The sequence below is a fragment of the Xenorhabdus budapestensis genome (genome assembly GCF_017743015.1).
Lineage (GTDB): Bacteria > Pseudomonadota > Gammaproteobacteria > Enterobacterales > Enterobacteriaceae > Xenorhabdus > Xenorhabdus budapestensis.
The window spans coordinates 1002737-1027917 of record NZ_CP072455.1 but is presented as its reverse complement, the minus strand read 5'-3'; the positions used below and the strand labels follow the sequence as shown (position 1 = coordinate 1027917).

Annotated in this window: 22 protein-coding genes and 2 pseudogenes; 7 read left to right on the top strand and 17 right to left on the bottom strand. The window is 42.9% G+C overall.

The features are described 5' to 3' along the window. Positions 1 to 40: 40 nt before the first annotated feature. From HGO23_RS04660 to HGO23_RS19900, 3 genes are read right to left on the bottom strand one after another with little or no spacing between them, the layout of a single operon-like run. Positions 41 to 2461, bottom strand: a complete 2421-nt coding sequence (locus tag HGO23_RS04660; RefSeq protein WP_209028135.1) for a primase-like DNA-binding domain-containing protein — start codon at positions 2459 to 2461, stop codon at positions 41 to 43. A 4-nt stretch (positions 2462 to 2465) separates the two neighbouring features. After that, positions 2466 to 2825, bottom strand: a complete 360-nt coding sequence (locus tag HGO23_RS04655; RefSeq protein WP_099137147.1) for a hypothetical protein — start codon at positions 2823 to 2825, stop codon at positions 2466 to 2468. After that, a complete protein-coding gene (locus tag HGO23_RS19900) occupies positions 2818 to 2943 on the bottom strand; it encodes a hypothetical protein (protein WP_280176118.1) in 126 nt (41 codons plus the stop codon). The genes HGO23_RS04655 and HGO23_RS19900 overlap by 8 nt, the downstream gene beginning before the upstream one ends. 193 nt (positions 2944 to 3136) lie before the next feature. Here HGO23_RS19900 and HGO23_RS04650 point away from each other — a divergent pair, with 193 nt between their 5' ends. Continuing rightward, positions 3137 to 3316: a YlcI/YnfO family protein gene (locus HGO23_RS04650; protein WP_209028134.1), complete on the top strand. Its 180-nt coding sequence runs from the start codon at positions 3137 to 3139 to the stop codon at positions 3314 to 3316. Between the two features lie 177 nt (positions 3317 to 3493). Here HGO23_RS04650 and HGO23_RS04645 read toward each other — a convergent pair whose 3' ends face one another. Both HGO23_RS04645 and HGO23_RS04640 read right to left on the bottom strand, forming a co-directional pair. Further along, positions 3494 to 3772: a helix-turn-helix transcriptional regulator gene (locus HGO23_RS04645; RefSeq protein WP_209028133.1), complete on the bottom strand. Its 279-nt coding sequence runs from the start codon at positions 3770 to 3772 to the stop codon at positions 3494 to 3496. 133 nt (positions 3773 to 3905) lie between these two features. Further along, positions 3906 to 5123, bottom strand: a complete 1218-nt coding sequence (locus HGO23_RS04640) for a tyrosine-type recombinase/integrase (RefSeq protein WP_209028132.1) — start codon at positions 5121 to 5123, stop codon at positions 3906 to 3908. Between the two features lie 267 nt (positions 5124 to 5390). Here HGO23_RS04640 and HGO23_RS04635 point away from each other — a divergent pair, with 267 nt between their 5' ends. Continuing rightward, positions 5391 to 6374, top strand: a complete 984-nt coding sequence (locus tag HGO23_RS04635) for a quinone oxidoreductase (RefSeq protein ID WP_209028131.1) — start codon at positions 5391 to 5393, stop codon at positions 6372 to 6374. Between the two features lie 30 nt (positions 6375 to 6404). Here HGO23_RS04635 and dusA read toward each other — a convergent pair whose 3' ends face one another. Further along, complete coding sequence (gene dusA / locus HGO23_RS04630; protein WP_209028130.1) at positions 6405 to 7442, bottom strand: tRNA dihydrouridine(20/20a) synthase DusA; 1038 nt, start codon at positions 7440 to 7442, stop codon at positions 6405 to 6407. An 87-nt stretch (positions 7443 to 7529) separates the two neighbouring features. Between dusA and HGO23_RS04625 the strand changes: the two genes are divergently transcribed. The 4 genes from HGO23_RS04625 (at position 7530) to HGO23_RS04610 (ending at position 10532) form a co-directional block, all read left to right on the top strand. After that, the gene (locus HGO23_RS04625; protein ID WP_209028129.1) at positions 7530 to 8621 is read left to right on the top strand and encodes a tyrosine-type recombinase/integrase; all 1092 of its coding nucleotides are present in this window, start codon (positions 7530 to 7532) and stop codon (positions 8619 to 8621) included. A gap of 768 nt (positions 8622 to 9389) precedes the next feature. Beyond that, positions 9390 to 9950, top strand: a complete 561-nt coding sequence (locus HGO23_RS04620; RefSeq protein WP_209028128.1) for a hypothetical protein — start codon at positions 9390 to 9392, stop codon at positions 9948 to 9950. Next, on the top strand, positions 9947 to 10156 hold the full coding sequence (locus tag HGO23_RS04615) for a hypothetical protein (RefSeq protein WP_209028127.1): 210 nt from the start codon (positions 9947 to 9949) through the stop codon (positions 10154 to 10156). The genes HGO23_RS04620 and HGO23_RS04615 overlap by 4 nt, the downstream gene beginning before the upstream one ends. Before the next feature lie 13 nt (positions 10157 to 10169). Beyond that, a complete protein-coding gene (locus HGO23_RS04610) occupies positions 10170 to 10532 on the top strand; it encodes a protein-export chaperone SecB (RefSeq protein WP_209028126.1) in 363 nt (120 codons plus the stop codon). 265 nt (positions 10533 to 10797) lie between these two features. On the opposite strand, the gene HGO23_RS04605 is transcribed toward HGO23_RS04610, so the two are convergent. Further along, the gene (locus HGO23_RS04605; RefSeq protein WP_244967889.1) at positions 10798 to 11247 is read right to left on the bottom strand and encodes a tail fiber assembly protein; all 450 of its coding nucleotides are present in this window, start codon (positions 11245 to 11247) and stop codon (positions 10798 to 10800) included. A gap of 190 nt (positions 11248 to 11437) precedes the next feature. Here HGO23_RS04605 and HGO23_RS04600 point away from each other — a divergent pair. Beyond that, positions 11438 to 12609: pseudogene (locus tag HGO23_RS04600) on the top strand (IS3 family transposase). Positions 12610 to 13480: 871 nt separating this feature from the next. Here HGO23_RS04600 and HGO23_RS04595 read toward each other — a convergent pair. The 10 genes and pseudogenes from HGO23_RS04595 to HGO23_RS04550 all read right to left on the bottom strand — a co-directional run bounded on the left by HGO23_RS04595 (position 13481) and on the right by HGO23_RS04550 (position 24928). Next, the gene (locus HGO23_RS04595; RefSeq protein WP_209028124.1) at positions 13481 to 14332 is read right to left on the bottom strand and encodes a hypothetical protein; all 852 of its coding nucleotides are present in this window, start codon (positions 14330 to 14332) and stop codon (positions 13481 to 13483) included. 55 nt (positions 14333 to 14387) lie between these two features. Continuing rightward, complete coding sequence (locus HGO23_RS19595; protein WP_244967888.1) at positions 14388 to 16001, bottom strand: hypothetical protein; 1614 nt, start codon at positions 15999 to 16001, stop codon at positions 14388 to 14390. Between the two features lie 11 nt (positions 16002 to 16012). Beyond that, a complete protein-coding gene (locus HGO23_RS04585; protein ID WP_209028123.1) occupies positions 16013 to 16282 on the bottom strand; it encodes a type VI secretion system PAAR protein in 270 nt (89 codons plus the stop codon). Between the two features lie 20 nt (positions 16283 to 16302). Next, a complete protein-coding gene (locus HGO23_RS04580; RefSeq protein WP_209028122.1) occupies positions 16303 to 17133 on the bottom strand; it encodes a DUF4123 domain-containing protein in 831 nt (276 codons plus the stop codon). After that, positions 17130 to 19129: pseudogene (locus tag HGO23_RS04575) on the bottom strand (type VI secretion system Vgr family protein). Before HGO23_RS04575 ends, HGO23_RS04580 begins: the two are co-directional and overlap by 4 nt. Before the next feature lie 654 nt (positions 19130 to 19783). Beyond that, a complete protein-coding gene (locus HGO23_RS04570; protein ID WP_209028705.1) occupies positions 19784 to 22222 on the bottom strand; it encodes a toprim domain-containing protein in 2439 nt (812 codons plus the stop codon). A gap of 90 nt (positions 22223 to 22312) precedes the next feature. Next, positions 22313 to 22519, bottom strand: a complete 207-nt coding sequence (locus HGO23_RS04565; protein WP_209028121.1) for a helix-turn-helix transcriptional regulator — start codon at positions 22517 to 22519, stop codon at positions 22313 to 22315. 216 nt (positions 22520 to 22735) lie between these two features. After that, positions 22736 to 23950, bottom strand: a complete 1215-nt coding sequence (locus HGO23_RS04560; protein ID WP_209028120.1) for a tyrosine-type recombinase/integrase — start codon at positions 23948 to 23950, stop codon at positions 22736 to 22738. Between the two features lie 415 nt (positions 23951 to 24365). Beyond that, positions 24366 to 24671 (bottom strand): type II toxin-antitoxin system RelE/ParE family toxin, encoded by a 306-nt coding sequence (locus tag HGO23_RS04555; RefSeq protein WP_209028119.1) that lies wholly within the window; start codon positions 24669 to 24671, stop codon positions 24366 to 24368. Further along, positions 24671 to 24928 carry an antitoxin gene (locus HGO23_RS04550; RefSeq protein ID WP_244967887.1) on the bottom strand — a complete coding sequence of 86 codons (258 nt, stop codon included), beginning with the start codon at positions 24926 to 24928 and terminating at the stop codon, positions 24671 to 24673. The genes HGO23_RS04555 and HGO23_RS04550 overlap by 1 nt, the downstream gene beginning before the upstream one ends. Between the last annotated feature and the right edge of the window lie 253 nt (positions 24929 to 25181).

Sequence of the window (25181 nt, the reverse complement as noted above, 5' to 3'; positions counted from 1 at the left end):
AAGCTAGTTAATGTATAGAGTGTATAGTTAAACCTAAAAACTATAATGGTATAATGTTGGGATCTTTATGCTCAGGTAACGATGGAAGCCATTCTTCTGCTTCTTCCGACAACTCAACATTATAAGAATACCCTCTCGTTGTTCTCGTCTTTCGATAATCTTTCCGGTACTCCTGCATAATCTTAGGAATAGATTCGCCAAATTTAGTCAATGTCAGCGGGCGTTCAAAGCCGTGCGCTTCCATAAAAGAAAGATAAGCATGATACAGATACAACCTCGGCACTCGTGGGCTAATGTTCTTAGTGCCCATCTTCATCCCAGTTGCATCATTGACGGTTACCAGATAACCACAAAAGCGATACAACGGATCGGAATTGCTTTTCACCGTTAATGCTTCGTTAGAATCGCGTTGTGCCTGTAGTAGCTTTTTAGCTTTGTTCTGGTCGGCAAATTCGTTTAATAAATGGCGGATAATAACGGGCAGTTCCCGACTGATTTTCTCCGGCAAGTGTGGATCTTTTTCTGACTCTTTGACCGGAATGTTAAACGGGAATATCACCCGCCGCCGTGCAATACCGCCATTACGTTCGGTAAAGCTCATCGGTTCGTTATTGGTGGCTAATACAACAGCCTTAATGACCGTAGAAAATTGCTTCTCATATTTCCCGTCAACTTCGATTAAGTCACCGCCAGTAATTGCCTTAATGCCAGCGCCTTCACCAACATATTTAACCTGATCGGGTAACGTAATCAGGCTTTTCCCGACAAACTGATAACGTCCTCTGGCTTCGTCCAGCGCTTTCATATTGCCACTGGCGGTATTGTGTTCACCTGCCAATAAAGTCGCAATATAAGTAAACACACTTTTACCGCTACCGCCTTCACCTGTCACTTCAATAAATAACTGCCAGTCGTAACGGTTTGCCAAGATCATGAACAAAGCGGCTTTAATACGGTTCATTTTGTTTTCATTGCTTCCCGCTGCATGGGACAGCCAGCGATAAAAATCTGGAGCATGATCCGGCAAATTTTCACCAATAGCAGGCGGAGTGAATTCGATGCCGTTATGGTTCATTAGCCAGTGTTCTGACTGGTGCGGGGTAAACTGTTGAACCGATAAATCATACACGCCATTACGGAACCCGATTAAATCCTGCCGTTGTTCACCAATGACAGGAATTTGTAATTTCATGGCATCAATAGCATTGTTAATTCCATTAGGGCTATAAGGAGTTTCATGTTGATTGAAAATTGCAGCCATTGAACGACGAAGTTCACTATCAGGCAGTGTCTCCCAAATTGCACCGTTATAATGATAGGTCATTTCGCTTTCAGGATTTACCACCACTTGGCCGTAATATTCAGCCAGAAGCACTCCACGTTGACTTGCTGCCATTTGTGCCAAATTAGCACTTTTTTTCTTATTTTCGTGGATCATCGCCGTTTCTGCTTTCACTGAAATTTTCTCCCCAACCTGATATAACCCGTTACTGAATGCCTGCTTTGCTGCTTCAATGCCGTGGCATTGACGATAATCATCCCAGTCAGCTTTCAATGCCGTAGGCGGTAACGCCACCCAACCATTAATCGCTATAGCGGCCTTTTCTGCCGCTATCTTGCCGACATTCTTTTTTAATCTACCGTTTTTGTCCCGTTCTTCCGGTTCGTGCCAATCGTTATCAGCAGCAAGAATAATTTTTGCATCTGGCCACTGGGTTCTGACCTGTTCGGCAACCGTGAGTAAATTACTTTCATCAATTGCAGCCAATACCGCGCTTTCATGCAATTGGCTGACTGTTAACGCCGTGGCGTAACCCTCGGTAATAATGAAGGTATCGGGCGTTCCGGTAATCTCGGATACAGGGATAAAACCTCCCTTTTTTTGAGTACCAGTAACAAGGCGTTTTTCACCGTTCGGCTTGATGATTTGCCCGCCTGTGATTGTGCCGTCCAGCGTCTGAACCACCAGCAATAAAGCACCATCTTTCAATAACCGCTGATTGGGGCATTGCAGCCCCTTTTTCATCAGATATTGAGATTCGCCCGTAATAGCTGTAGCGAGTATTGTTGCTATGCGTTCAGCAATTGGTTTTACTGTTCGGGGCTGCTCTTTAGCGGGTTTGGGTTCAGGCAAGGGAAGTGCCAGCGCATCAGCTACCAACTTAGCGGCGGCAAAGACCGTGATCCCTTTGGTTCTTGCGACCAAATCCAGACCATCACCGTGATTCGGCTCATCACACTGGCGACAATGCCAATCGCCATGATGATTATCATCGATAAAATGAAAGCGGTCAGTGCCGCCACATATCGGGCAAGCGCCGTGTTTACCTTTTGCCGGAACCTCCACACCACAAGCAGGCAACAGGCTTTGCCAGTGATTGATGGCAGATTTTTTTACATTATGGATAAAGTTTATCGGGCGGATCTTATCGCTATTTCTATATGAAGGTGTTTTGCTCATGAGTTCACTCCTTGTAAACAACAGCCAATAGTGAGTGATAGACTTCCTGATTGATATCACAGGCCAATGCAATCAGATTATTTAAATCGACAGAGCATTCGGTGCTGGCTTTTTCAAGAATGACGTAGAATAAAGAGGTTGCCAGACCTGCCCGAAACATTGCTTGTTCCAGTGAAACAGGCTGCTTATGTTCATGCTCTCTGATGATTTCAACATCAACGGATTTACTATCCGGTATAGAAGCACGACGAATATTATTAGCGGCGTTTTCTGCACCACGTAACGTTTTATATCGGTAACGAACCGTTTCTTTTTTTGTCTCGCCAGTATGGTGATTTGTGGTAGTAACAATGAGTTTAAACATGGCTTACCTCCTGAACGGAGATAAACGATGTTGAATCAATATCTGTCAGTTGTTGATTGCCTGATGCAATTAGGAATACAAATTTAAGGCGAGTTTGGGTATGCTGTGTACCAGCCATTGCGTAAGTCTCCTTTACGTTGTGGTTAAACGCCTCGACAGTGTTAGCGCACTTCGGGGCGTTGCTATTTGTATCACCTGAATAACTTTTAGTGTCAGCCACCATCGTATTTTCAAGTGTCAGCCACGTCAATTCTTTTTTATAAAATTTTTTCGCGTATACTGTCAGCCACCGACTACTAATGGATGCAGATATGGCAACGAAAGCAGTAAACGCAAAGTCAAAAAAATTAGAAGCCCGTGTACCACATGAGCTTGTTGATTCAATGGAAAAACTTAAAGAAGAAGGCGAAAGCACTGCGCAATTCATAATTTCGGCTATGTCGGGCGAAATCAAACGCCGCCAGCGCAAAGCCAAAGCATCATCTGAGTAAGAATCATCAACTAACCCTCTTAAAGAGGGTTCTCTCTCAAATTGATGGTTATTTAATATCAAAGAATTTCTATAGTGAATATCTGCCATCACACTAACTATTCCCGAAATTAAGCTGCTTTTAGGGTGAATTTGACCACTGCCAATCAAGACAGTTAATTTTTCATAGCATTATTTTTTAGTTAGTAGGTTTACGGCTATACGGGTTATTTACATTTTCTACTGTTGGCGGATTACGTACCCAATGCAGCAGATCACTAAGCAACCAAGCACAGGAATTGCGGCCTAATGGCTTACGAGCAGGGAAACGGCCTTCATTTTCCAGCTTCCATGCTGACGTTCTGGAAATAGAGGTGATGTGCTGGCGTTCTTTTTCACGTATAAGACGATCATAAGGTTCACCATATTCGGAAAGGATAGAGCGGCGTTCTTCCGGTGTAGGAGTACTGTATTGCATGATTATGTTACCCTCACTGTTTAATTGTTTTTGTGAGGGTATTTTACTTAATAGAAATTATTACGAAAGAAAGCCACATTTGTTACGTATATATCACAATTATCATGCTCATCACCAAACTCATTAATTCCTATTATTGAGCTGATTTTAATATAACCACATTCTCATAATTACCCGCTAATACATCCAGTCGCTCGCACCACTTGTTTAAAGCATCCAGCTTCTCTGGTAAATATTGGCTCTTGTTGTATATCGCCATAATGCCCGGCAGTGCATGGCCTAACAGTTGCTCAACGACATGAGGTGCGATGCCTATGTCATTTAATTTAGTTGCAAACGTTCGCCTTAAATCATGCAAAGACCATTCTTCGTCATGCTCTAATTTTTTCCATATTTTTCTGCCATATTGTGCGACTGCTTCAAGTTTTTTAATTTCTCCTAAGAAATAACCACTTTTATGGTTTTGATGAATAATATTCATTAAAAATGGCTTCATATATTCCGGTATTGGACGAATGATTTTCTCACCTGTCTTGCTATTTTCTTTTGGGACAGTCCATAACATAGAATTCAAATTCCATTCTGAACATTTAGATAACCTGATCTCTCGTGTCCGACAACCAAATACAACCAAAATTTTCAATAAATTATTATAATAAGGTAGGTAAATACCTGTATTTATAGAGTCCCATAATTGACCAAGTTCATTATCTTCTAAATATCGCTGGCCTTTATTTTGTTTTTTTCCAACATCCTGAATAGTTAAATCATCCAATACATGGCTGACTGCATACCTTCTTACCCGGCAAAATTTTAGAGCTTGTTTGCACAATTGAAATACAGAACCAGCAGCCACCGGCGCTTTCTTTTTCATTCTATCAAAGCATTGTAGCCAATATATTGTTTCGCAGTCAGATAATGCCATTTCACCAATATAAGGATAAATATGTTTTTCTAATTGCAGAATGAGGGTATCAATATTGACTCGATTTTCTCTGCCGTAGTGCGCTATCCAATATTCGATAGCGTCTTTTGCAGTAACTGGTTTTAATGATTCCTGCATCACTAAGTTAAATTGCAGCTTTGGATCTTTACCAGATGCTAGCCAACTACGACATTTATCCCTCGTTTCTCTAGCCTGTTTGAGGCTCACATCAGGATAGCGCCCAATGGTAAGGCGGTTTAACTTTTTTCCATCAAGCCGGTAGGTAAAAACCCAACTAATGCCACCAACTTTAGATGCTTTGGCGCTCAATCCAGCACCATCGGCAAAAAATTCAATATTCCCCCTTTCTTTTCCGTGCAGGGTTCTAAGTTTTTTGTCACTGAGCTTGTTTAGTTCGGCAGCCATGATCGCTAAAGGTATTTATACAATTGTTTATACGCAGTGTGCTGCAAGAAGGGTAAAACGTCAATAAACACTGTAACAACATACAGTTTAATGATTAATTAATTATTTGATATTTATATAAAAATAATAATCATGGACAAACTTCAAAACACAAAGTAAATATATATAGTCTGCAATGATTTCGGAGACATTATCGCCGTTTACAGCGATTCCATTACAAACGTGCGAGGTTGTTCCCAATATTTCTTAAAGAATGAGAGAGTTACCATGGCAAAACACATCGAATTTTCCGCCACTGGCGGCCCAGAAGTACTCCGATATTGTGAATTTACACCGACTGATCCTGCACCTGATGAAGTACAGATTGAGAATAAAGCTATCGGAATCAATTACATTGATACCTATGTACGTAGCGGCCTCTACCCACCAGCAGGCCTTCCTAGTAGATTAGGGACGGAAGCCGCTGGAGTTGTCACAAAAGTTGGCTCAAATGTGTCATACATCAAAATTGGAGAGCGTGTGGCATATGCTCAATCCGGTTTGGGCGCATACAGTGAAGTACATAATGTTCCGGCCAACAAATTGGCTATCCTGCCGGATGCAATTTCATTTGAACAGGCAGCAGCTTCTCTTTTGAAAGGATTAACGGTTTATTATCTGTTCTATCAGACACACAAGGTTCAAGCAGGTGAAACTTTCCTGTTTCATGCCGCAGCCGGTGGTGTCGGTTTGATTGCCTGCCAGTGGGCAAAGGCATTAGGTGCAAAATTGATTGGAACAGTCGGTTCAGACGAAAAAGCCAACCTTGCCAAAGCTGCGGGTGCATGGCAGACCATCAATTATAACCGTGAAAATATTGTGGAACGCGTTTTGGAACTTACTGACGGGAAAAAAGTTGATGTGGTTTATGATTCCGTTGGTCAGGCTACTTGGCTGGACTCACTTGATTCCTTAGCTCCCAGAGGATTGATGGTCAGTTTCGGTAACGCTTCAGGACCAGTGACAGGGGTGAATGTCGGACTTCTTAATCAGAAAGGTTCACTATTTCTTACCCGGCCTTCTCTTAATGGTTATATCACGACACATGAAGAGTTGGCTGAAGCCAGCAAAACCCTGTTTGATTTTATTGCCAGCGGTAAAATCAATGTAGATGTCCGAGAAAATCAGAAGTTTCCACTAAGCGAAGCGGTAAGAGCACACCGGACACTGGAAAGCCGTGCAACCCACGGTTCCAGTTTGTTGATACCATGATTCCCATTTTGAACAAAGCACCTGAGCGGATTACATCCGCTCTGTTACCATTTCCAATGCTTTTTCAACAACCATAATGTCAGCACCGGGTTTATGCGCATTCTCACTCAAATGACGACGCCATTGACGTGCACCAGGAATACCCTGAAAAACACCCAAAATATGGCGGGTAATGTGCCCTAAATAAGTGCCTTTTGACAATTCTTGTTCGATATATGGATAAAGCGCCTTAACTACCTCAACGGTATCTGTCACGGGAGCGGCTTGGTCAAATAGTTCACGGTCGGCCTTCGCCAGAATAGATGGATTTTGGTAAGCCTCCCGCCCAATCATTACACCATCTACATACTGCAAATGGTGCTTCGCTTCTTCCAATGATTTAATCCCACCATTAATGGAAAGTGTCAGTTGTGGAAAATCTTTCTTCAATTGATAAACCCGTGGATAATCCAACGGTGGAATTTCGCGGTTTTCTTTCGGGCTCAGGCCAGACAACCACGCTTTACGTGCATGGATGACAAAATGATCGCACTCACTGTTTTTCACGACAGTATCAATGAAATCACACAAAAACTCATAGCTATCCTGCTCATCAATACCGATACGGGTTTTAACTGTGACAGGAATATCTACCACATCCTGCATCGCCTTGACACAATCGGCTACCAGCGCAGCCTCTCCCATCAAACACGCACCAAAACGACCATTCTGCACACGATCAGACGGACAACCGACATTCAAATTAATTTCATCGTAACCACGCTTTTGCGCTATCTTGGCACAGTGTGCCAATGCTTGGGGTTCGCTGCCCCCCAATTGCAATGCCAGTGGATGTTCTTGCTCGTTATAAGCTAAATAGTCCCCTTTGCCATGAATAATTGCGCCTGTGGTGACCATTTCTGTGTAAAGCAGTGCTTCTTTACTTAACAGGCGATGGAAATAACGGCAATGGCGGTCAGTCCAGTCCAACATCGGGGCAACGGAGAAACGGGAGAGTTTGAATTTTCTCGCATCCGTTGATATTTCGGTGAATTCACTAGATTTTTTTGTCTGTATATTTTCGTGCATTTCAGATTGTTTTAGGCTATTTTTGGATTATTAGCACCCCATACAGCACCCCATTAATATGGGGACCTGAATAGGAGAGTATCAAAGATGGCCTACTATAGCATAGAAAAGCGCCCACGCGCAGACGGCACCACCCGTTATCGTTGCACCGTTGGCGTTAAATCTGGTGGTAAATATATTTACAGAGAAAACCGCACATTTGAAAAGCAGTCCCACGCCAAAACATGGGGTGCTATGCGGGTTGCTGAACTGGAGCAAAACGGGGTCCCCACGCAGAATGATACCGAAGAGTTGACAGTTGGTGAACTGCTGTACAAATACATCAATGACCCAAATCTAGGTATGAAAACAGGAAGAACTAAAAAATACGTATTAAATATGCTCCTAGATAGTGATTTAGCAAAATTAACACTTTCTGAATTATCGGTTAGTCATATTATCGAGTATTGCAAGCAAAGGCGCTCTACTGGCATCACTCCCTCAACCATTAATCATGATGTTAGCTACTTAACGTCAGTGTTAAAATCAGCCAAGCCAATCTATAACATAGATTATGTCTCAAATCCCGCATATGAAGCACGTCCTTTGTTAATTCAAATGGGGCTTATAGGGAAGTCTCAGCGCCGTAGCAGAAGGCCGGTGCAAGATGAGATAGATAAACTTATTGATGGCTTGCGTAAACGTAGCAGCCACAGAGAAGGGAAAATACCCTATGAAGATATTCTCAATTTCTCAATTTTGAGCTGCATGCGTATAGGAGAGGTATGCAAAATTAGGTGGGATGATATAGATGAAAAGCAAAGATCTGTCATTGTAAGAGACAGAAAAGATCCAAGGAAGAAAGTTGGTAATCATATGTCTGTGCCACTGTTGGGTGAGGCTTGGGGTATTGTTCAAAGTCAACCAAGAACGAGCGATTTGATATTCCCTTATAACTCTAAAAGTGTAACTGCTGGTTTTCAGCGAGTCCGTAATGCGCTGGGAATTGAAGACCTCCGCTATCACGACCTGCGTAGAGAGGGAGCGAGTCGTTTGTTTGAAGCTGGTTTCTCAATTGAAGAAGTCGCGCAGGTGACAAGCCATCGTTCACTGAATGTATTATGGCAGGTGTATACGGAACTGTACCCACAATCTCTGCATGAAAAATTCAACAAGCTAATGCAGCAGAAAGAAGAATAATCACTATAGGGCAGAAATCTGCCCTTTAACCTATGGGATACCTGCACAAATAAAAGGTATTGCGGAAATCACAATACCCAAAGTGTGATATCCCACTTTGAGATAATCACGTTTTTGAATCATGAATAAAATCATATGATTAACCATGACTCAGATTTGAGCCATTGCAATATTGATTAGATTTTAACCCGCAACTTTCGGCGGGTTCATCGGACGAAAATTTGGCTGGTCACTCAGCCAAAGTGAGGACCACGGCAATAGGACTCCTTGATCTCAAAGAATCCCTGTAGTTAATCCCACACCTCCGCTTGAAACGGAAGCGGGCCAAAAGGTGAGATTTCTCACCTTTATCTAAGTGATTTATTTTTATTAATTCTCGACAATGAAATAAATCCAATAATATCAAATAGTTAAAAATTGGATAATTCTCACCTTTATGTAATGCATTGATTTTACGTGATTATGTCACAGAGCCGGAAATTAAGGGGATCAAGGGATTGGGAAGCAGCGGCTCCGAGTCGCCAGATGATAACATTTTATTAACATTAAATTAACGAATGCGCTTTTTGTTGCGGCCCTATAAATTAGCTCTCACCCCATGTCACAGATTAAGCAATTTCTGATCAAATTATTAGTGGAGGTGATTTAGTATAGCGAGAGATACGTTTTGGCGTGAGAGCTCTAAATAGATAGGCAAGATAGAATAACAGAGTGCCTCAATTGCATGTCTAATTGTGTTTGCAAATGGTATAACTAACTGGTCTAAAAATGAAATTAATAGGATTTCACGGTACTGATGCAAATAATGAAGCATCGATATTAGGCGGAAATTTTAGAGTAAGTGCTAAAGATGATGAGTGGCTTGGAACTGGAGCCTATTTTTTTGTTGAGGGACTCGGCGATCCTCAGAAAAATGCGGAAGATTGGGCTCGTTTGCAAGCATGGAATAATAAAAAGAAACTCAATAACTACAGTGAGTTTGTTGTACTTAGTGTTGAAATTATTGTTCAAAAGGCTTTAGAGTTAGATACCAATGAAGGTCTGCAAGCGTTTGAAATATTTAGAACTGTTATCTTAACTCGAATGAGAAAGCAAGGTATCCAAAAAAGCAAAAGTTTGTTAGAAAATGATTGTACAATATGCAATCTCATAATGGCTCAGACTGATTTTGATGCTATCATCAGAAATGAGTACATAAAACTTGATAAGTTTACGAGAATCATAAAGTATCAATCTAGAATTCCAAATTGTAGGATTGTTAGTGTGAAAAATCCTACAAAATCAATAAATAAAGGTAAGATAAAGAGTGTGATTAGGGGGCTTGTATGAAAAAGACTCAAATGCAAATCATGCAAGAAGCTATAGATAAGATCAATGCTATGAGTGATGATGATTTTTTGAATGCTCTTGTTGAAGCAGGAGTTGCCGAAGCGGCTTCTCCCTTTGCCTTTACTGAATTCATGGCTTTTACTGATGTCAAAACTAGTATTGTAAGCCGTTCCAGCAAAGAACATAAATTGTGCTTGTCATTCTAAGTATGGATAGATTATGAATTTTAATATCGTGAATATGAGGGTGACTCATATAAAATTGGATGAAACGGGTTATCTTGATAATCCTAAGAAAAATAACCTTAACCTGAAAAATAGCCTCTCATTTGATGAGAACGATAGAAGTCGGGCAACCTTAACAACCACCGTAAAAATAATAACGGAGTCCAGCTTCTATATCGAATTTGATTATCTATTCACCTTTCAATTTGAAAATGAAGTCAGCACAGAGCAAGAAAGCGACTTTTTAGACACGAATACTGTTGACTCGGTAATATATCCATATATTAGAGCATTTATTTCTAATTTAACAAGTCTTTCCGGCTATAAAGCATTCAATCTACCAATCGTGACATTCTAGCAGCCCTCCCCGCGAGGGCTTTTATGATAAATCATCAATAAGGTAATCCTATGAAAAATCGCGAGGATATAACAACGTTCCCTCGCAGACATGAGCTAGCGTCAGCATCTAATTGCAAAGGAGTAGCTAAAGCTCTTTCTAGTGAAGCGAGAGACATGAGAATGAAACAATTTAATGAGGCATTAAAAAACAGGGAAAGTTATGTGCGATTAAAAAACTAACTAGCCCTCCCCACGAGGGCTTTTTTGTACCTGTCACCCCATCCTCACTTCGGCGGTTCCGGCCATGCGATATCGGGGGCGGTGGAACAGTCTACCCGGTTGAGCAACACACGGTATTTGCGCCATTCGGTTAAGGCAGCTTTCTCTTCGCTTGTGGCCATATCAAGATCAACCGCATCCTGTAACGGGGCTATCGCATTGGTAGCCTGTGACATACGATAACGCTTCTCTGATTCGGCCTGTTGCTGTAGTTCCTCCGGTGTCGGTGGAGGCGGGTCTGCCAACATGGGTAAACCATTCTCATCAGCCACAATCTGCTTCCCGTTTGCCTGTCCTTTAAACAGCTGGTTGTGCAACTCATCACTGACAGGTTTGAGGTCATCAGGATAGTCACCGGGTTCTGAATACGGCCGGTAAACAAAGCCCGATGCTGAGGCACTGTAAAAATAATCATAATCTCTGTTGAATTCGGGTTTTATTTTTTCAATACCCATTATTACCTCCCAATTGCCCACCATGCCACTGGATGCCCGCTGTTATTCCCATCTACAGTTTTTGTTGATGCATAAAATTGATGATTATTCACCGGATACCCAAATGCGTTATCTATATTTGTAGTGGTATAAGGATCTCGGACACCTCAAAAGCCTGCTAATGTTATTCACATGACAATGAGGTGTGACCATGAAATTGAAACTCACCAAACGCCAGTATTCCGCTGAATTTAAGCTGGAAGCGGTTCAACAGGTTGTTCTCCATCAACAACGAGTTGTCGATGTCGCCCATTCATTGGGGATCAATAACAGCACGCTGGGAAAATGGGTTCACCAGTACAAAGCCGAAATTCAGGGGATCACGCCTGTGGGTAAGGCGATGACGCCCGAACAACGCCAGATACAAGCCTTAGAAAAACAGGTGAAACGCCTGGAAATGGAAAAAGAAATCCTAAAGCAGGCGGCCGTGTTGATGAGCGAGATGCGCAGTGGCGCTATGCGTTGATCACACGGCTGAGCCCCCGATGTCCGGTGACCGAATTATGTCAAATGCTCCAGGTGTCACGCAGTGCCTATTATGACTGGCGGCAACGGCCGGTTGACACGGAACGTCTGCAGTTGCGCATCCGGGTTCGTGAACTGTATAACTAAAGCCGGGGGGCGATAGGCAGCCGTACCTTGAGCCACCTGCTGACCAATGAAGGCTGGCCGGTGGGACGCTGGAAGGCCAGACGCTTAATGCAGGAATGCGGTCTGCAAAGCCGTCAACCTGGAGGGCACCGTTATCATCAGGTCGGAGAAGCGTCCCTCGTTTCCCCTAATCTCTTGCGGCAACATTTTGCGCCGGCTTGCCCAAATAGCCAGTGGTGCGGAGATATCACATCCGTTCGTATAAAAGCGGGCTGGAGCTATCTGGCCGTGGTGACGGATTTATTTTCCCGTCGGGTAGTGGGAATGGCCATCGCTTCTTCGCCGGATGCTGAGCTGGTCTGCCGGGCCTTGAATAACGCACTGGAAACACGTCATATTGAAGGACGGCTGGTTTTTCACTCCGACCAAGGTAGCCAATACAGGAGTAAAAAGTTTCGTCGCTTACTTTGGCAAAATAAAATTATTCAAAGCATGAGCCGCAAGGGTAACTGTTACAATAATTCCCCCATGGAACGGGTATTCCGGAGTTTAAAAAGTGAATGGAGCCCGCCTGAAGGCTATCGGGACATTCATGAGGCAATGCGGGATATCACAGACTATTTTGGCAGGTATTACAACGACATTCGTCCTCATCGCTTTAATGGGGGAATTTCTCCCGCTGAATACGAAAGACTGTGGGAAGAGGCTAGAAATGTGTCCGAAACTTCTTGACCACAACACTGTACTGCCGCCTGCATAAACAGGTCATCCCCACTGGCAAAAAGCCAGCCTCGATATCGTCAAGTTCTCCTTTTTCAATCTAAAAATGCAGTGTCAGATTCACTGTATGGTGAAGCAGGCGTGAGCCTGTCAGGGTTGTGTTGTCCTTTGGTTGCGGCGTCACTTTCAGCGGTAAACCTGCCAAAAGTGACGCCTTAAATTCAGCAAACAGCCAGCAAAAATCGTGCGAGCGTTGAAAAACTCCGCAAAGTTCGATGTCAAACGGTAGCGATGGGTTAATTGTTTGTGTGTAGAAAATCTGTCCTCTGAATCATTCAAGCGGAGGCAGTAAGAATATGAACCAGATGCGTGAAATCCACGCGGTGTTTATGACATGAAATGGGATCGAAACATCGCTCACAAGGCCAAAGCCAAACGGAGGCAGAGTCTGATGTTGGTATGAAAAATAAGTGCATGACTCAACGTTCAATACACTTGGGTGACAAGATAAAAACATCCTTCTGAGGTCTTTTTTAGTTTAAGGGACTTTCATCGTCAAACAAGGGGTTTATGTTTGACGATATCTGCTTCCAAAAGTGCGCAGATGTACCGCAATCTTGCTCTCCCTCGCAGGCTACGGGAGTTTTATTTCGCCACCCGAAGGCGATCCTGACAGGCGATGGATCATTGGTGTAAATAGAATACTAGCGGTTGTCGTAAACAGGATCAACTACTAATATATGAGTTAATCAAAATCTAACTTTGTGATTTAACCAGCTTTGATAATTTAATCTAATTCATTTATTTTTTGAATGACAAACTTTTTATTGTTATATATTAGGCTAACTAGTATTAATAATAACTAATTAGCCTAATAAATTAATTATCTTGAGATGACAACTTTGCCATTAATAATAGATAAGTAAGGGTTATAAACAGCAGTCTTACCTGTTACTTTATTATCTAGTTGTATTGGAGAATTACCGAAAGATCCCTCTTCAAGGCGGAATATTCGTCCTCCTTTATAACTGACTAATCTGAAATTTTTCCATTCAGGCGTTATCCTAGTTACATAATTTCCACTATCGAACTTTTCCTTAAAGCCCATTGAGTCAAAAAATACTCTAGAGCTACTATTATCTGCAATAGCCCATTCTTCCCAAGCAGGTTTCGTAATAGTCCATATTTTATCCAGATCTTTTCGTGCAAAATCATTAATCACTTCTTGATAGAATGCTTTTATTTCTGGTAAATCTTTTTCTGACACTGGACGGGCTTTTGTCCATATCCAATCAGGTAATCCATTAATAGAAAAAGTTCTTTTAGCTTGATATAAGCCCTTTTCGCCATGACCTTTTGACATACCTGAAGAATCAAAATCCGAAGAATTATTAGAAATATTATTTGGTGAAGTATGAGTAACGATATCACCATTTTTATCTACAGATAATTTAATATAACTAATAATTTGGCCTTGATCATGTGCGGATGCTTTTCTGATAATTGCTTCGCACCATGAATCAGGATTAAATTTTTCAAAACTTTTATCAATAGATTTTTTACCCATTGAGGCAGAGAGAGTATTATTACTATTTTCTAAAAAAGAAGTTATATTCTGACCACTAGATTCTGTCCCACTACGTGAACGCACATTGTGCATTGCCATTATATCATTAAGGCGAATAACACAGACACTCCGGTGTGTATTCATTGTTAATAAATACTTGTATTCCATACTTGTTTTTCCTGATGCTGAATTAGCAAATATCATTAGCACACATAATAAAAAACTAACCCAAAGAAATTCTGTACTTTGATTCTTCTTTGCTAAGAGGTTTTTGAAATATCCAATCACGTTCTTCTACTCCTTCTATGTCTGTTTCTTCTTGGCCTTGTTTTGATTCTTCTTTTAAGATATCTTCATTAGATCCTTTCACATCGTCTCCCAACCCCATTCCATAGCCCACGCTTGCTGACGCTGTTATGCCATCATGATAAAGCACAAGCTCCATACTTTTTTCTGTAGATTCTAATGCCACTAATACTTTAGCTGCAATTTGTGCCGAAGCATCAAAATAGCCATTAACAGCATAATAACGGACACCGCCGCGAATATTCGTTTCAGCTCTGATTCCAAATCCAGTTTCTAATACGGTGTCTTTTTTAAAAGACCACTCTCCTTTATCATCAGACTCCCAGCCAAACATAACGCTTAAGTCACCACTGAGAATTAAATCTAATTGTGCACCATAAAATGCGCCATTTTTACCTTGTTTGACTTCTTGTTCGAGTTCTTCTCCCTTTTCACGTATTTTAGTCACAAGTTTATTGACTTTAAAATAGGCAGAAAATATTTGAATAACATCAGCGCGTAATTCTAAACCGACTAAAGGTGTAGCCGTAATATCAGCATTATATTTATAGAAAAGGTTATATTCATCACTGTGTGCAAGTTCATAACCGCCACTAATATTAATTGAAGGATAGATGAGATCTAAATTTATGACCCGGAATTTATCTTGATCATGCCCAAATGCAAGAATATCATTGAATTTACCGATACTATTGATGGCGGTATCGATTGGTCCTAATTTCTTTTTCCCTTTCTTGAACTCGAATTCAAGTTCTTTTGACCAACTACGTGTTTCAGTACCTTTTTCAGCTGTAATTTTTCCTTCAATTGTTAGTGAATTACGAACTTCATAAGGTTTTGTATTTCTGCGCCACCCTTGTGATCCTTTATGTCGCATTCCATTTTTTCTGTTGGTTTCTTTTTGTTGTTGTCTTCTTTGCTCATCGGTATATTTTTCAATTTCCTCTGCGGCACCAATAGCAACGTTAAATTCCTGCCTTTCATTCAGGACAAGATGAATGTTTGAGCCAAGGATAGCTTTATTGCCTATTGTGGCGGTTAGAATTTTATCCGCCAGTTTGTATTTTTTATCTATTAATGGTTTTCCTGAGCATTCATCTGCTCTAATATAAAAACGTTCTTCTATATGTGAGTCAAAGTCTCTGCTCAAAAAACGTTGTAAAATAGTGATCGGACTGTTTTCTGCAAGAGAAAAATCATTAATTTTTTTTGAGTATACCAACTCCCCAGTATATGGTTTTGTAGGTGAAAATTGTGCTATAGGCAACCCATTTTCACCAGATAAATTTCCAATTGGACAATTTAGATTGTGAGAAATACATCCCTTACTAAAGGCACTTAACTTTATAGGAAGTTTAGGCTTATCTGTTTCATTTTCGGGTTTAGGAACCACATAATACAATACAGCAGGGAAAGGAAGCAGTTGTTCATAACTAAACGTTTTATCCCCCAATGTAACATCAATCTTATGCGTACAATCATCCGGATTGTCACAACCACATATTGCTGAACCTGCCTTTGTTGACGTCATTTTTTATTTCCTTAACCAATATTCACACTGCCACCGCCAATCACGACACCGCCACAATCAACAGCATCTCCCGTTCTAGCGGCAGGTTTTCCCTCAATAAATACGGAACCGGAACCTCCCGCTATCGCCCGTGAGTGTGACGAATGAGAAGCCAGTGCATCACCTTGCCGTGCGAGATAGACGCCATCAACTTTAACGGTACTGGCGCCTGCAATAACGGGGGTTGCAGGACAATCACCGTGCTTTGTACCAATATCGCCCACTTTAACTGCATTACCCATCTTGTTGTTCCCTATTTTGGTTAAAGAGGCACCTGACCCATTTCTTGAATTAATACACTTTCTGCTCGCATATACCCCGGCTGACTGTATTCGGTTAATTGGGCATATATAGCCGCTGGTAGATCATCGATGGTGAGATAATGTCGGATGATAAAAAGCTGGAGCAGCCCACGAACATTACGATCGTCCGTAATACCGTTTTGACCGAACCAGTCAAAAAATTGCCGTGCACATTCCACCGTGTCGATATGGGGAATAAAATCAAAGGGGGCTTTTTCCAGCCATTCAGGGATTAAGTGAGCTAATTTTTCAATGTACCGCTCGGTGAAAATGGCCTGTATTTTCTCTAGCTGAATTTCTGTGATAGCTAACATTTTGCGCTTACTGGTTGCACCAGCAGGAAAAGGTTCTCTGATTTTTACAAAGTTATCTGTGCGTTCTTCTTCGAGGTAAAGTGTTGTGATCCGCGTGATTGGCCCCAAAAAACAATGTACTTCCCAGTCACTCAATACTCCCAGAAAATTCCAGATATTGCGCGGATCATAAAAACGGAAAAAGACCGGTTTTTCCTGTTGGGGAAGCAATACTTGCAGGTATTTTCGTAAATGCTGACGCACGGTTTTCATGTCCGCCGCACTGTGAACGAAAATTCCCCACGGGGTTTTGCGGCATTCCAGCCAGATTTTGACCTCTTCAGTAACCTGTACCAGATAAGGGGCAATTTCCACCAGTTCTGGCTGGAGGGGTTCACCATAAAGACAGGCGGAAGGCGGGTCATCGCGCTCCAGCATCAAAAACAGATCAGATTCCGCCGCACCATCAATAATGGCGTAGAACTTTTCCCGACTCATTCCTGCTTCTCCTTCTCTTTCATTGGGCAGTGGGCAACAAACATTGAGCCTTCGCTTGCTGCGGCCAGCAGGATGGCGGGGTTAGCGGGTGCCAGTAAATCGCCGGGGCTGCCACCGGAATTCAGGTTAATCGCCGCACCTTTAATATCAATACCGCCCGCGTGAAGCACAACAAAATTTCCACCTACACTCAGAGTGATTTTGCTGCCACTTTGCAGAGTGAGATCGCCCTGTGCATCCACACTGACTACCCCCTGAATTTTTTCAGCCAGATCGCCTTTGAGCTGTAATGAGCGATCACCGTCAATCTGCTCAATATAATTGCCCGTGGTTTTATGATCCTGCTGACCTTCGACGGTCACCTTGCGGTTATTGGTTATCACCAGTTCATCGTCATGACCAATGCTGGTTGTGCGGTCATAGTTAATGCGTTCTCCTCGTGAATTGCGCACCTGAATGGCGAGGTTTTTCTGAGCGTGGATAAAGACCTCTTCGCGATCTTTCTCATCTTCAAAGCGCAGTTCATTAACCCCTTCACCTTTATGGGTTTTCGAGCGGATAGACATCTGGGTTTTCGCCATCGGCAGGCGGTTTGGCGGGATGTTATTGGCATGGTAAGCCCGCCCGACAATAATTGGTTGATCGGGGTCGCCGTGGACAAAATCGACTAATACTTCATGACCAATACGGGGAATGGCAATCATGCCCATTAATTGCCCTGCCCACGCCTGACTGACTCGTACCCAGCAAGAACTGCGGTCATTAAATTCACCGTATCTGTCCCAGTCAAACTGGATACGGACTCGCCCGTATTCGTCACAGAAGATTTCTTCGCCCTCCGGCCCAACAACTGTGGCAATATGTGGGCCTTCCATTTGGGGTTTCGGGTAGGGGGAAGATCGGTAAGAGTTTTTTCGGGTGGTGAAGGTAAATTGATTAGACAGCCACGTACCGCTACCGCCTGACTGGGTTTCATCGGCTTGTGGCTGTTGACCTGAATGGGTTTCTGAATTAATTGCCATTGGTCATTAAAAACCTCTCTGGGATGATCCATCAGGTTAAATAACTGCCCCGGCCACATGGCAAAACAGTCACCATGCCCGTTACCAAGCTGAGTGTCCCGCCGCAGGTATTCCAGACGATACTGACTTGCCCGTTGTCCTAACTCATCATCTTTATAGCGGCTGGGAAAATCGTAATAGTGATAGCTGTTCAGTATTCGCTGATTGTCAAGATTGCGCCCTTCATACCAGAATTCCCGATTCCAGCGAGGGTTTTTAAAAGTCCTGTCTTTGGTCGTGATATTGGCAACACCAACGCGTTCTGACCAGCTAAATTGGCGGATACAAGTTGTTTCACCAGTCACATCACTTTCTGGGCGATAGGGGACGGTAATTACCTGATTAAGAGACAGGCAGGAGTCGTGAAATACAATGCGTTGCTCGTGCTGATCCTGATCGAATGTGAAATAGTAAAAAATGCCCTCATCAGCCAGTAAGCGCTGGATAAAGGCCAAATCGCTTTCATCGTACTGAACACAAAATTCCCTCGGCGGATGCTTGTAACCGAGAGCAAAGAAAAAATTCCGCACCCCATTTTCTCTGAGCAGGCTTTCCACAATATCCATGACAGACTGATTTTGGAAAATCCGGCTATTAACCCGTAAGGATGCGCGCCATAAAGGGGGCTGAATAGTGATATGGTAGTGGCTTTGATGGCGCCCGGTTGATTGCAGTGAAAAATGTGTCACCATACCGGTCACTTGGCGTTCAACCTGCCCATTACTGTGTACGGCAAAAGCGGCATTTCTGTCGAGGACATCGGCAAAGTCAATATCAGGGGTTTTACAGGTCAGTGTGGCTTCCAGCCGAAAGGGGGAAGAGAGTGACTCATGAAGTGAAAAATCTACGACTGCGAATGTTTGTTCGGGTAAATTTTCTGTAATCAGTGTGAATATTAAACCTGAGCGATCAAGTAGTTGATTGATTTTATCCATTACCCTGCTCATTTGTACTCTCCATAATTTTTTGGTGTATCAATCCTTATTTACTGCCTGAATGGTAAAAATAATTTAGCAATAAACTTACCATGATGTATTTTAGGTACATTAAGGGAGCAGGATATAATAAAATTATTTATATGTTTCAGTAATAATAAAAATACATCAGGAAAATTGTGATTAACTTCTCTGACTAAATAAAATCAGATAATTACCTCTTTTAAATTTCACGTAGTGCGACAGATTAAAATCATTCTGACGCGCTGCGCTTGTCTTCTCTGATTTGTCCGGCTAATACATTAACCAGACAAACCAGAGAATCTGAAAACACCCTGCCTGCCAGAAAAAACATTTTCACAGTCCCACCCTATTAAAGAATTAGGGATAAAACTGTTCACCCTGTTCACTTCTAAATATTTTTATTTAAATTCATATTGTTAAATGGTGATGACTTGAAATCAGACTCATCACCACTCTTCACCAACCGTTCACCTCAAACCAGAAAAAGGTGAACAATGGTGAATACTTGTGAACAGTTTAAAAATAACCATTCACCCTATAATATATTGATATATCTGATTTAAACTATAGAGTGAACAGTGGTGAACACTTTTTTATATTTCTTCGAAAAATGTCTCCAATAAGAATAATTTATTCTTCTGGCTGGTCATTCCTTGTCAGTTTTGGCATCCACTCAATAGCAGTATCAATATTCAGGTTCAGATTGCTACGAATGCCGTATTTGCTTTTCTTGCGCAGGTAATGCTGACTGTATTCCGCCAGTGCGCCCGGCATATCCATACCAAAACGGGTCACGGAAACAGGTTTATTCAGGTTATTACCTTTCATATAGGCAAGGTAGGCATGATAAAGGTACTTGCAGGGATTGAACGGCACAATCTCTGCATTACCGATTAACAGGCCGTCAGCTTCATCGGATGCAATCAGGTAGCCGCAAAAATCGACCAGTGGATCTGTGCCACGTTTGATATCCAGTGCTTCTTCTGACTTCTGTTGCTCAGCCAGTAAACGCCTTGCAGCCTGTGGATCAGTGAACCGATACAACAGATGCCGGATAATCACAGGCAATTCTGCTGCGATTTTATCCCGTAGAAGTGGATCACGTTCATTTTCCGGCACAACTTCGGAAAAATTGAAGATTACCCGACGCCGTGATACGCCACCACTGCGATCACTGAAACTCATGGCATTATTGTTTACCGCCAAGACCACCGCAGGAATGCGGGTTGAATAAGGTTGTTTATGCTTCGGGTCGATAGCGACTTCATCCCCGCCTGTAATGGCTTTGATGCCGGAGCCATCGCCCACATAGCGAGTTTGATCTGGCAGGATAATCAACGAATATCCCACAATCAGTGCCCGTTCCCGTGGGTTTTCCAGTGCAGCCATACTCGCAGAAACAGTGTTACCTTTGCCGGCCAGCATTGAACAGATTTCAGCAAGGATGCTTTTGCCACTGCCTCCAGCGCCGGTGATTTCCAGAAACAACTGCCAGTCGTAACGGTTTGCCAGAACCATAAACAGGGCTGCCAGTACCCGCTCAAACTTATTCTCACAATTGGCTGTTGCTCGATTGAGCCAGCGCCAGAACTGCGGGGCATGATTTTTCAGAGTTTCCCCCGAAGCAGGGGAATTGAATTCAACGTCATTCGCCAGTAGCAACCAGTCATGTTTGCGATGAGGCCGGAATTGGCACGTTTTCAGGTCAAACACGCCGTTGCTGAATCCAATTAAGTGGCGTTCTGGCAGCTGCATCATGGGAAGCTGTAATTTAAGAGCATCCACGGCAGAGCTGATACCATGCGGTGAATACGGCAGTTTCTCTTCCATGAAAGCAGCGACCATTTCCCGTTTTAAATCGCGGTCACTGACCGGACGCCAGACAATACCGTCATAGTGATGAACAGTTTCCGAAGACCCATCCAGTGCTAAATCCCCGTCATAACGTGCCAGTAATACTTCTCCGCGCTGGCTGGCTCCCATTTGGCATAATGTCAGCTTGGAAGATTCGGTATCATTGGGCTGAGTGGTTGCTTTTTTCTTTGTTGGTGCGGGTTGATAAAACCCCTGAGAAAAGGCCAGCTTTGCCTTTTCCACACCGTTTTGTTGTCGGTAATCATCCCAGTCGGCTTTGTGCTCTGTCGGTGGTAACGTAACCCAACTATTAACCGCCAGCGCTGCTTTTTCTGCTGAGATCTTACCGATATTCACTTTCGGTTTGCCGTGCTTATCCAGTTCGTCGGGATGATGCCAGTCGTTATCTGCTGCAATAATAATTTTTGTGTCTGACCAACGTTCCCGAATCGCTTTAGCAACAGAATACAAATTACCTGCATCCAATGCTGCCAGAACAGTGCCTTTATAAAGCCGGCTAACTGTAAGTGCCGTAGCGTAGCCTTCGGTAATAATCACTGTGTCGGGGAACTCTTCCGGCTCTGACAGGGCAATAAATGCGCCTTTTTTCTGGCTGCCAGACAATAATTTTTTTTCTCCATCGGGTTCGATAATTTGTGCACCTGTTACTTTTTTATCCAGTGTTGTCAGTGCCAACAAAGTCGAATTATTGAGCAATAGCCGCTGATTAGGAAAATCCAGCCCTTTTGCAGCCAGATAGGGCGATTGACCAGCGACAGTTTGCGCCATTAGTGATACCACTTTTTCGGCAATTGACTGCGTAGTTTGAATGATTTCTCTGGCGGGCTTGGGTTCTGGCAAAGGCAATGCCAGTACGCCTGCAATGATTTTTGCTGCCTCAGTGATGGAAATTCCTTTGGTTCTTGCCACTAAATCCAGTCCATCACCATAGTTCGGGGTATCACACTGGCGGCAATGCCAGTTGCCATGATGGTGATCATCGATAAAGTGAAAGCGGTCAGTACCGCCGCAGACAGGACAAGCACCATGTTTACCCTTTGCTGGGATATCGATGCCACAGGCAGGCAATAAGTTTTCCCAATGATACATAGCGGATTTTTTCACGGTCTGGATCAGGTCAAGCGGTTTTTGGTTGCCTGTGATATCTGAAGATGTAAATTTAGGGCGAGTTTGGGTATGCTGTATGTCAGCCATCATCGTTACTCCGTATAACGGTTGTTGGTCAGACGCCTCAGATGTGTACCAGCACACTGGGGCGTTGTTTTTTTATGTTACGTTCTTATGTTATTCCGCTCGTGACTCCGCGATTCGCTGGGCAATCCAGTTATCAATTTCTGATTCAATAAAGGCAACGGAGCGGGAGCCGAGTTTGACTTGTTTCGGAAATTCTCCGGCACTAATCAGTTTGTAGATCCACGCTTTGCTATAACCCGTTCTGCGTTGAACTTCCGGCAAACGAATAAGGTTTTCCTTCGGTGCTGTCATTGTCATATTTTTTCTCCTGTTACCGAGTCCTTGAGCGCTCATCGTGGACGTTGTTTGATGACAGGCGGATTATTTAAAAAGCAAGACGAAATGAACAGCGTTAATTGTTTTTCCAATTTGTTGAATTTATTTTTTCAGGAAATTTTGGCTTTTAATTGGCATTATGTATAAAAAACAAGCTCGTGTGCTACGAGCACACTTGCGCAAAAAATCATCATATATTTACGCCCTTTTGCCAAATTTTCCAATCAGCACATTTTCGCCTCGTTCTAGCATCTCCATATGGTCCGCATACCATTGCAGCATTTCCCGGCGACCATCCAGATATTGAGCGTGGTTGTAAGTACCACGGATGCTGTTCTTGTCAACATGAGCAAGCTGGGTTTCAATCCAAGCTGTGTTATAGCCTTGTTCATGCAGGATGGTACTCATGGTATGGCGGAAGCCGTGGCCTGTTGCCCGTCCATCATAGCCAATACGCTTAATAACCTGATTGATAGCAGCCTCGCTCATCGGTTTACCAGCATCGTTGCGCCCGGGGAAAACGTATTTCCCGCTCCCTGTAATTTCGTGCAGCTTAATAAGAATGGCTTTAACCTGATTTGATAATGGAACGATGTGAGGGCGGCGCATTTTCATCCGCTCGGCGGGAATTTGCCAGAGATCGTTATCGAAATTGAATTCAGTCCATTCCGATTCTCTCAGCTCAATAGTACGTACTCCGGTCAGCATCAGCATACGTGTCGCTGATTGCGTCACTTGGCTGCCACTATAACCACTCAAGGCAATGAGGAAATCATTCATCTGGTCGGCTAAAAGGTGTGGGAAGTGTTTTTGCTTGGGCGCTTTCAGTGCGCTGGCAAGATCAGTAACGGGATTGAATTCTGCCCGTCCGCTAATAACAGCATAGGTGAAAATTTGCCGACAGGCCTGTCTGGTTTTCTTCAATTTATCCAAAACACCGCGTTGCTCCATTTTTCGCAGCACAGCCAGCATTTCAGCAGGTTTAATCTCGGTAACAGCACGTTTACCAATATACGGGAAGATGTCTTTTTTCAGATATTCTAGAATGTCTTCGGCATACCCTTGTGACCAGTTTGGGCGTTTATACTCGTGCCACTCAATAGCTATAGATTCAAAACTATTGTTGACCGCAAATACTTTGGCTGCCTTCTCCGCTTTCTTTTCCTCTATCGGATCATTACCACCCGATAATGTCCGCCGCGCATCATTTCTCTTGGTTCGCGCTTCGGCAAGGGAGATTTCAGGGTATACCCCTAATGCGAGCAATTTTTCTTTACCTGCGATCCGGTACTTTAACCGCCAATAACGAGAGCCATTAGGGTTAATCAATAGATATAGTCCGCCACCATCTGCAAGTTTGTAGGGTTTTTCTTTCGGCTTTGCAGTGTCCACCTGTCGGGCTGTTAGCTTCATGGGGGTATCTCACTTCATTGAACCTGAACATACCCCTAAATATACCCCCATAAGATCGTAGATTTCAACATACCTTACTAGACTACGGGAGAACGAAAAATGGCTAATACTGCGTATTTACTGGAGTTTTGTGGACTTTGGAAGACGGTAAGATATTAAAGGATGGACCCTACAGGATTCGAACCTGTGACCTACGGCTTAGAAGAGAGTAAGCCCATCTTTTAAATCAACGAATTACCGCATTTATCAGTGCTCACACGTCCCACCTTACCGAAAGTTACCCGTAGTTACGTGCGGTTGCCTTTCGATACCTGTCCCAAATCCGTCCCACTTAATTTGATAACGGTGTCTAGCCCGGATATACGTTGACACTGATTAACGCCTGATAATGATCGTGGCTTAAAAAACAACAAAATTACAAAAGTCTATCAGCAAGGCGTGTCAATAAATCCATCTTCTCATGAAAAATTGCCACGATTAATGCCAGAGCACTTTCGCGTGGCAAACAAAAAACATAATGATATTCACAACGTGCCATGCGCAATGCCGGGTAGAGTTCGCTCATGTCCTTGAAAGATCCGTTTCCGCAAGCGAGACGCTCAATACCTTGCTTAAGGGTAGTGATGTAGCGGCGCGTCTGTACATTACCCCATTGTTTACGTGTGTAACGAATAATTGCGCGTAAATCAGCTTCTGCAGCTTCCGTCAGTATATAATTCATTAATCGCGTCCGTTCTCAGCAAGTTCTTCATTAAGGATTTCATCAATGCTTTTCCCAGATAACTTGCCTTCTGTCCCCTCATTGATTCGTGTCTTCAACAAGGCTTTTAACTCTTGCCATGCTTGATCATCATTAGTCATGTCAGGGAACAAACGTTCAAGCGTATATTGCTTGATTGTCTTGCCTTGCAACGCTGCCAATGCTTTCAAACTCTTGTGTTGCTGATCGGTTATATCAATAGTTAAACGACTCATCATTCATTCCTCATAGGTTTCCCACAAACCCACATTAGCACATATGATGTATCATGGCTATTTATTAGACACCTGTTCAATGCCGTCTTGTCCGACAGCCGAAGTTTTCGGATAGCCGATATAACGAGCAGGAGCGGGGAATTCCCACAAAAAGAAGCCTCTATCCATGCTAAATTAACATCGTGGTAAATGTAGAAAATATTACTCAGTTTATTTCCGTTTAGGAATGATTTTATCGCAAGATTTAACTTTCTGT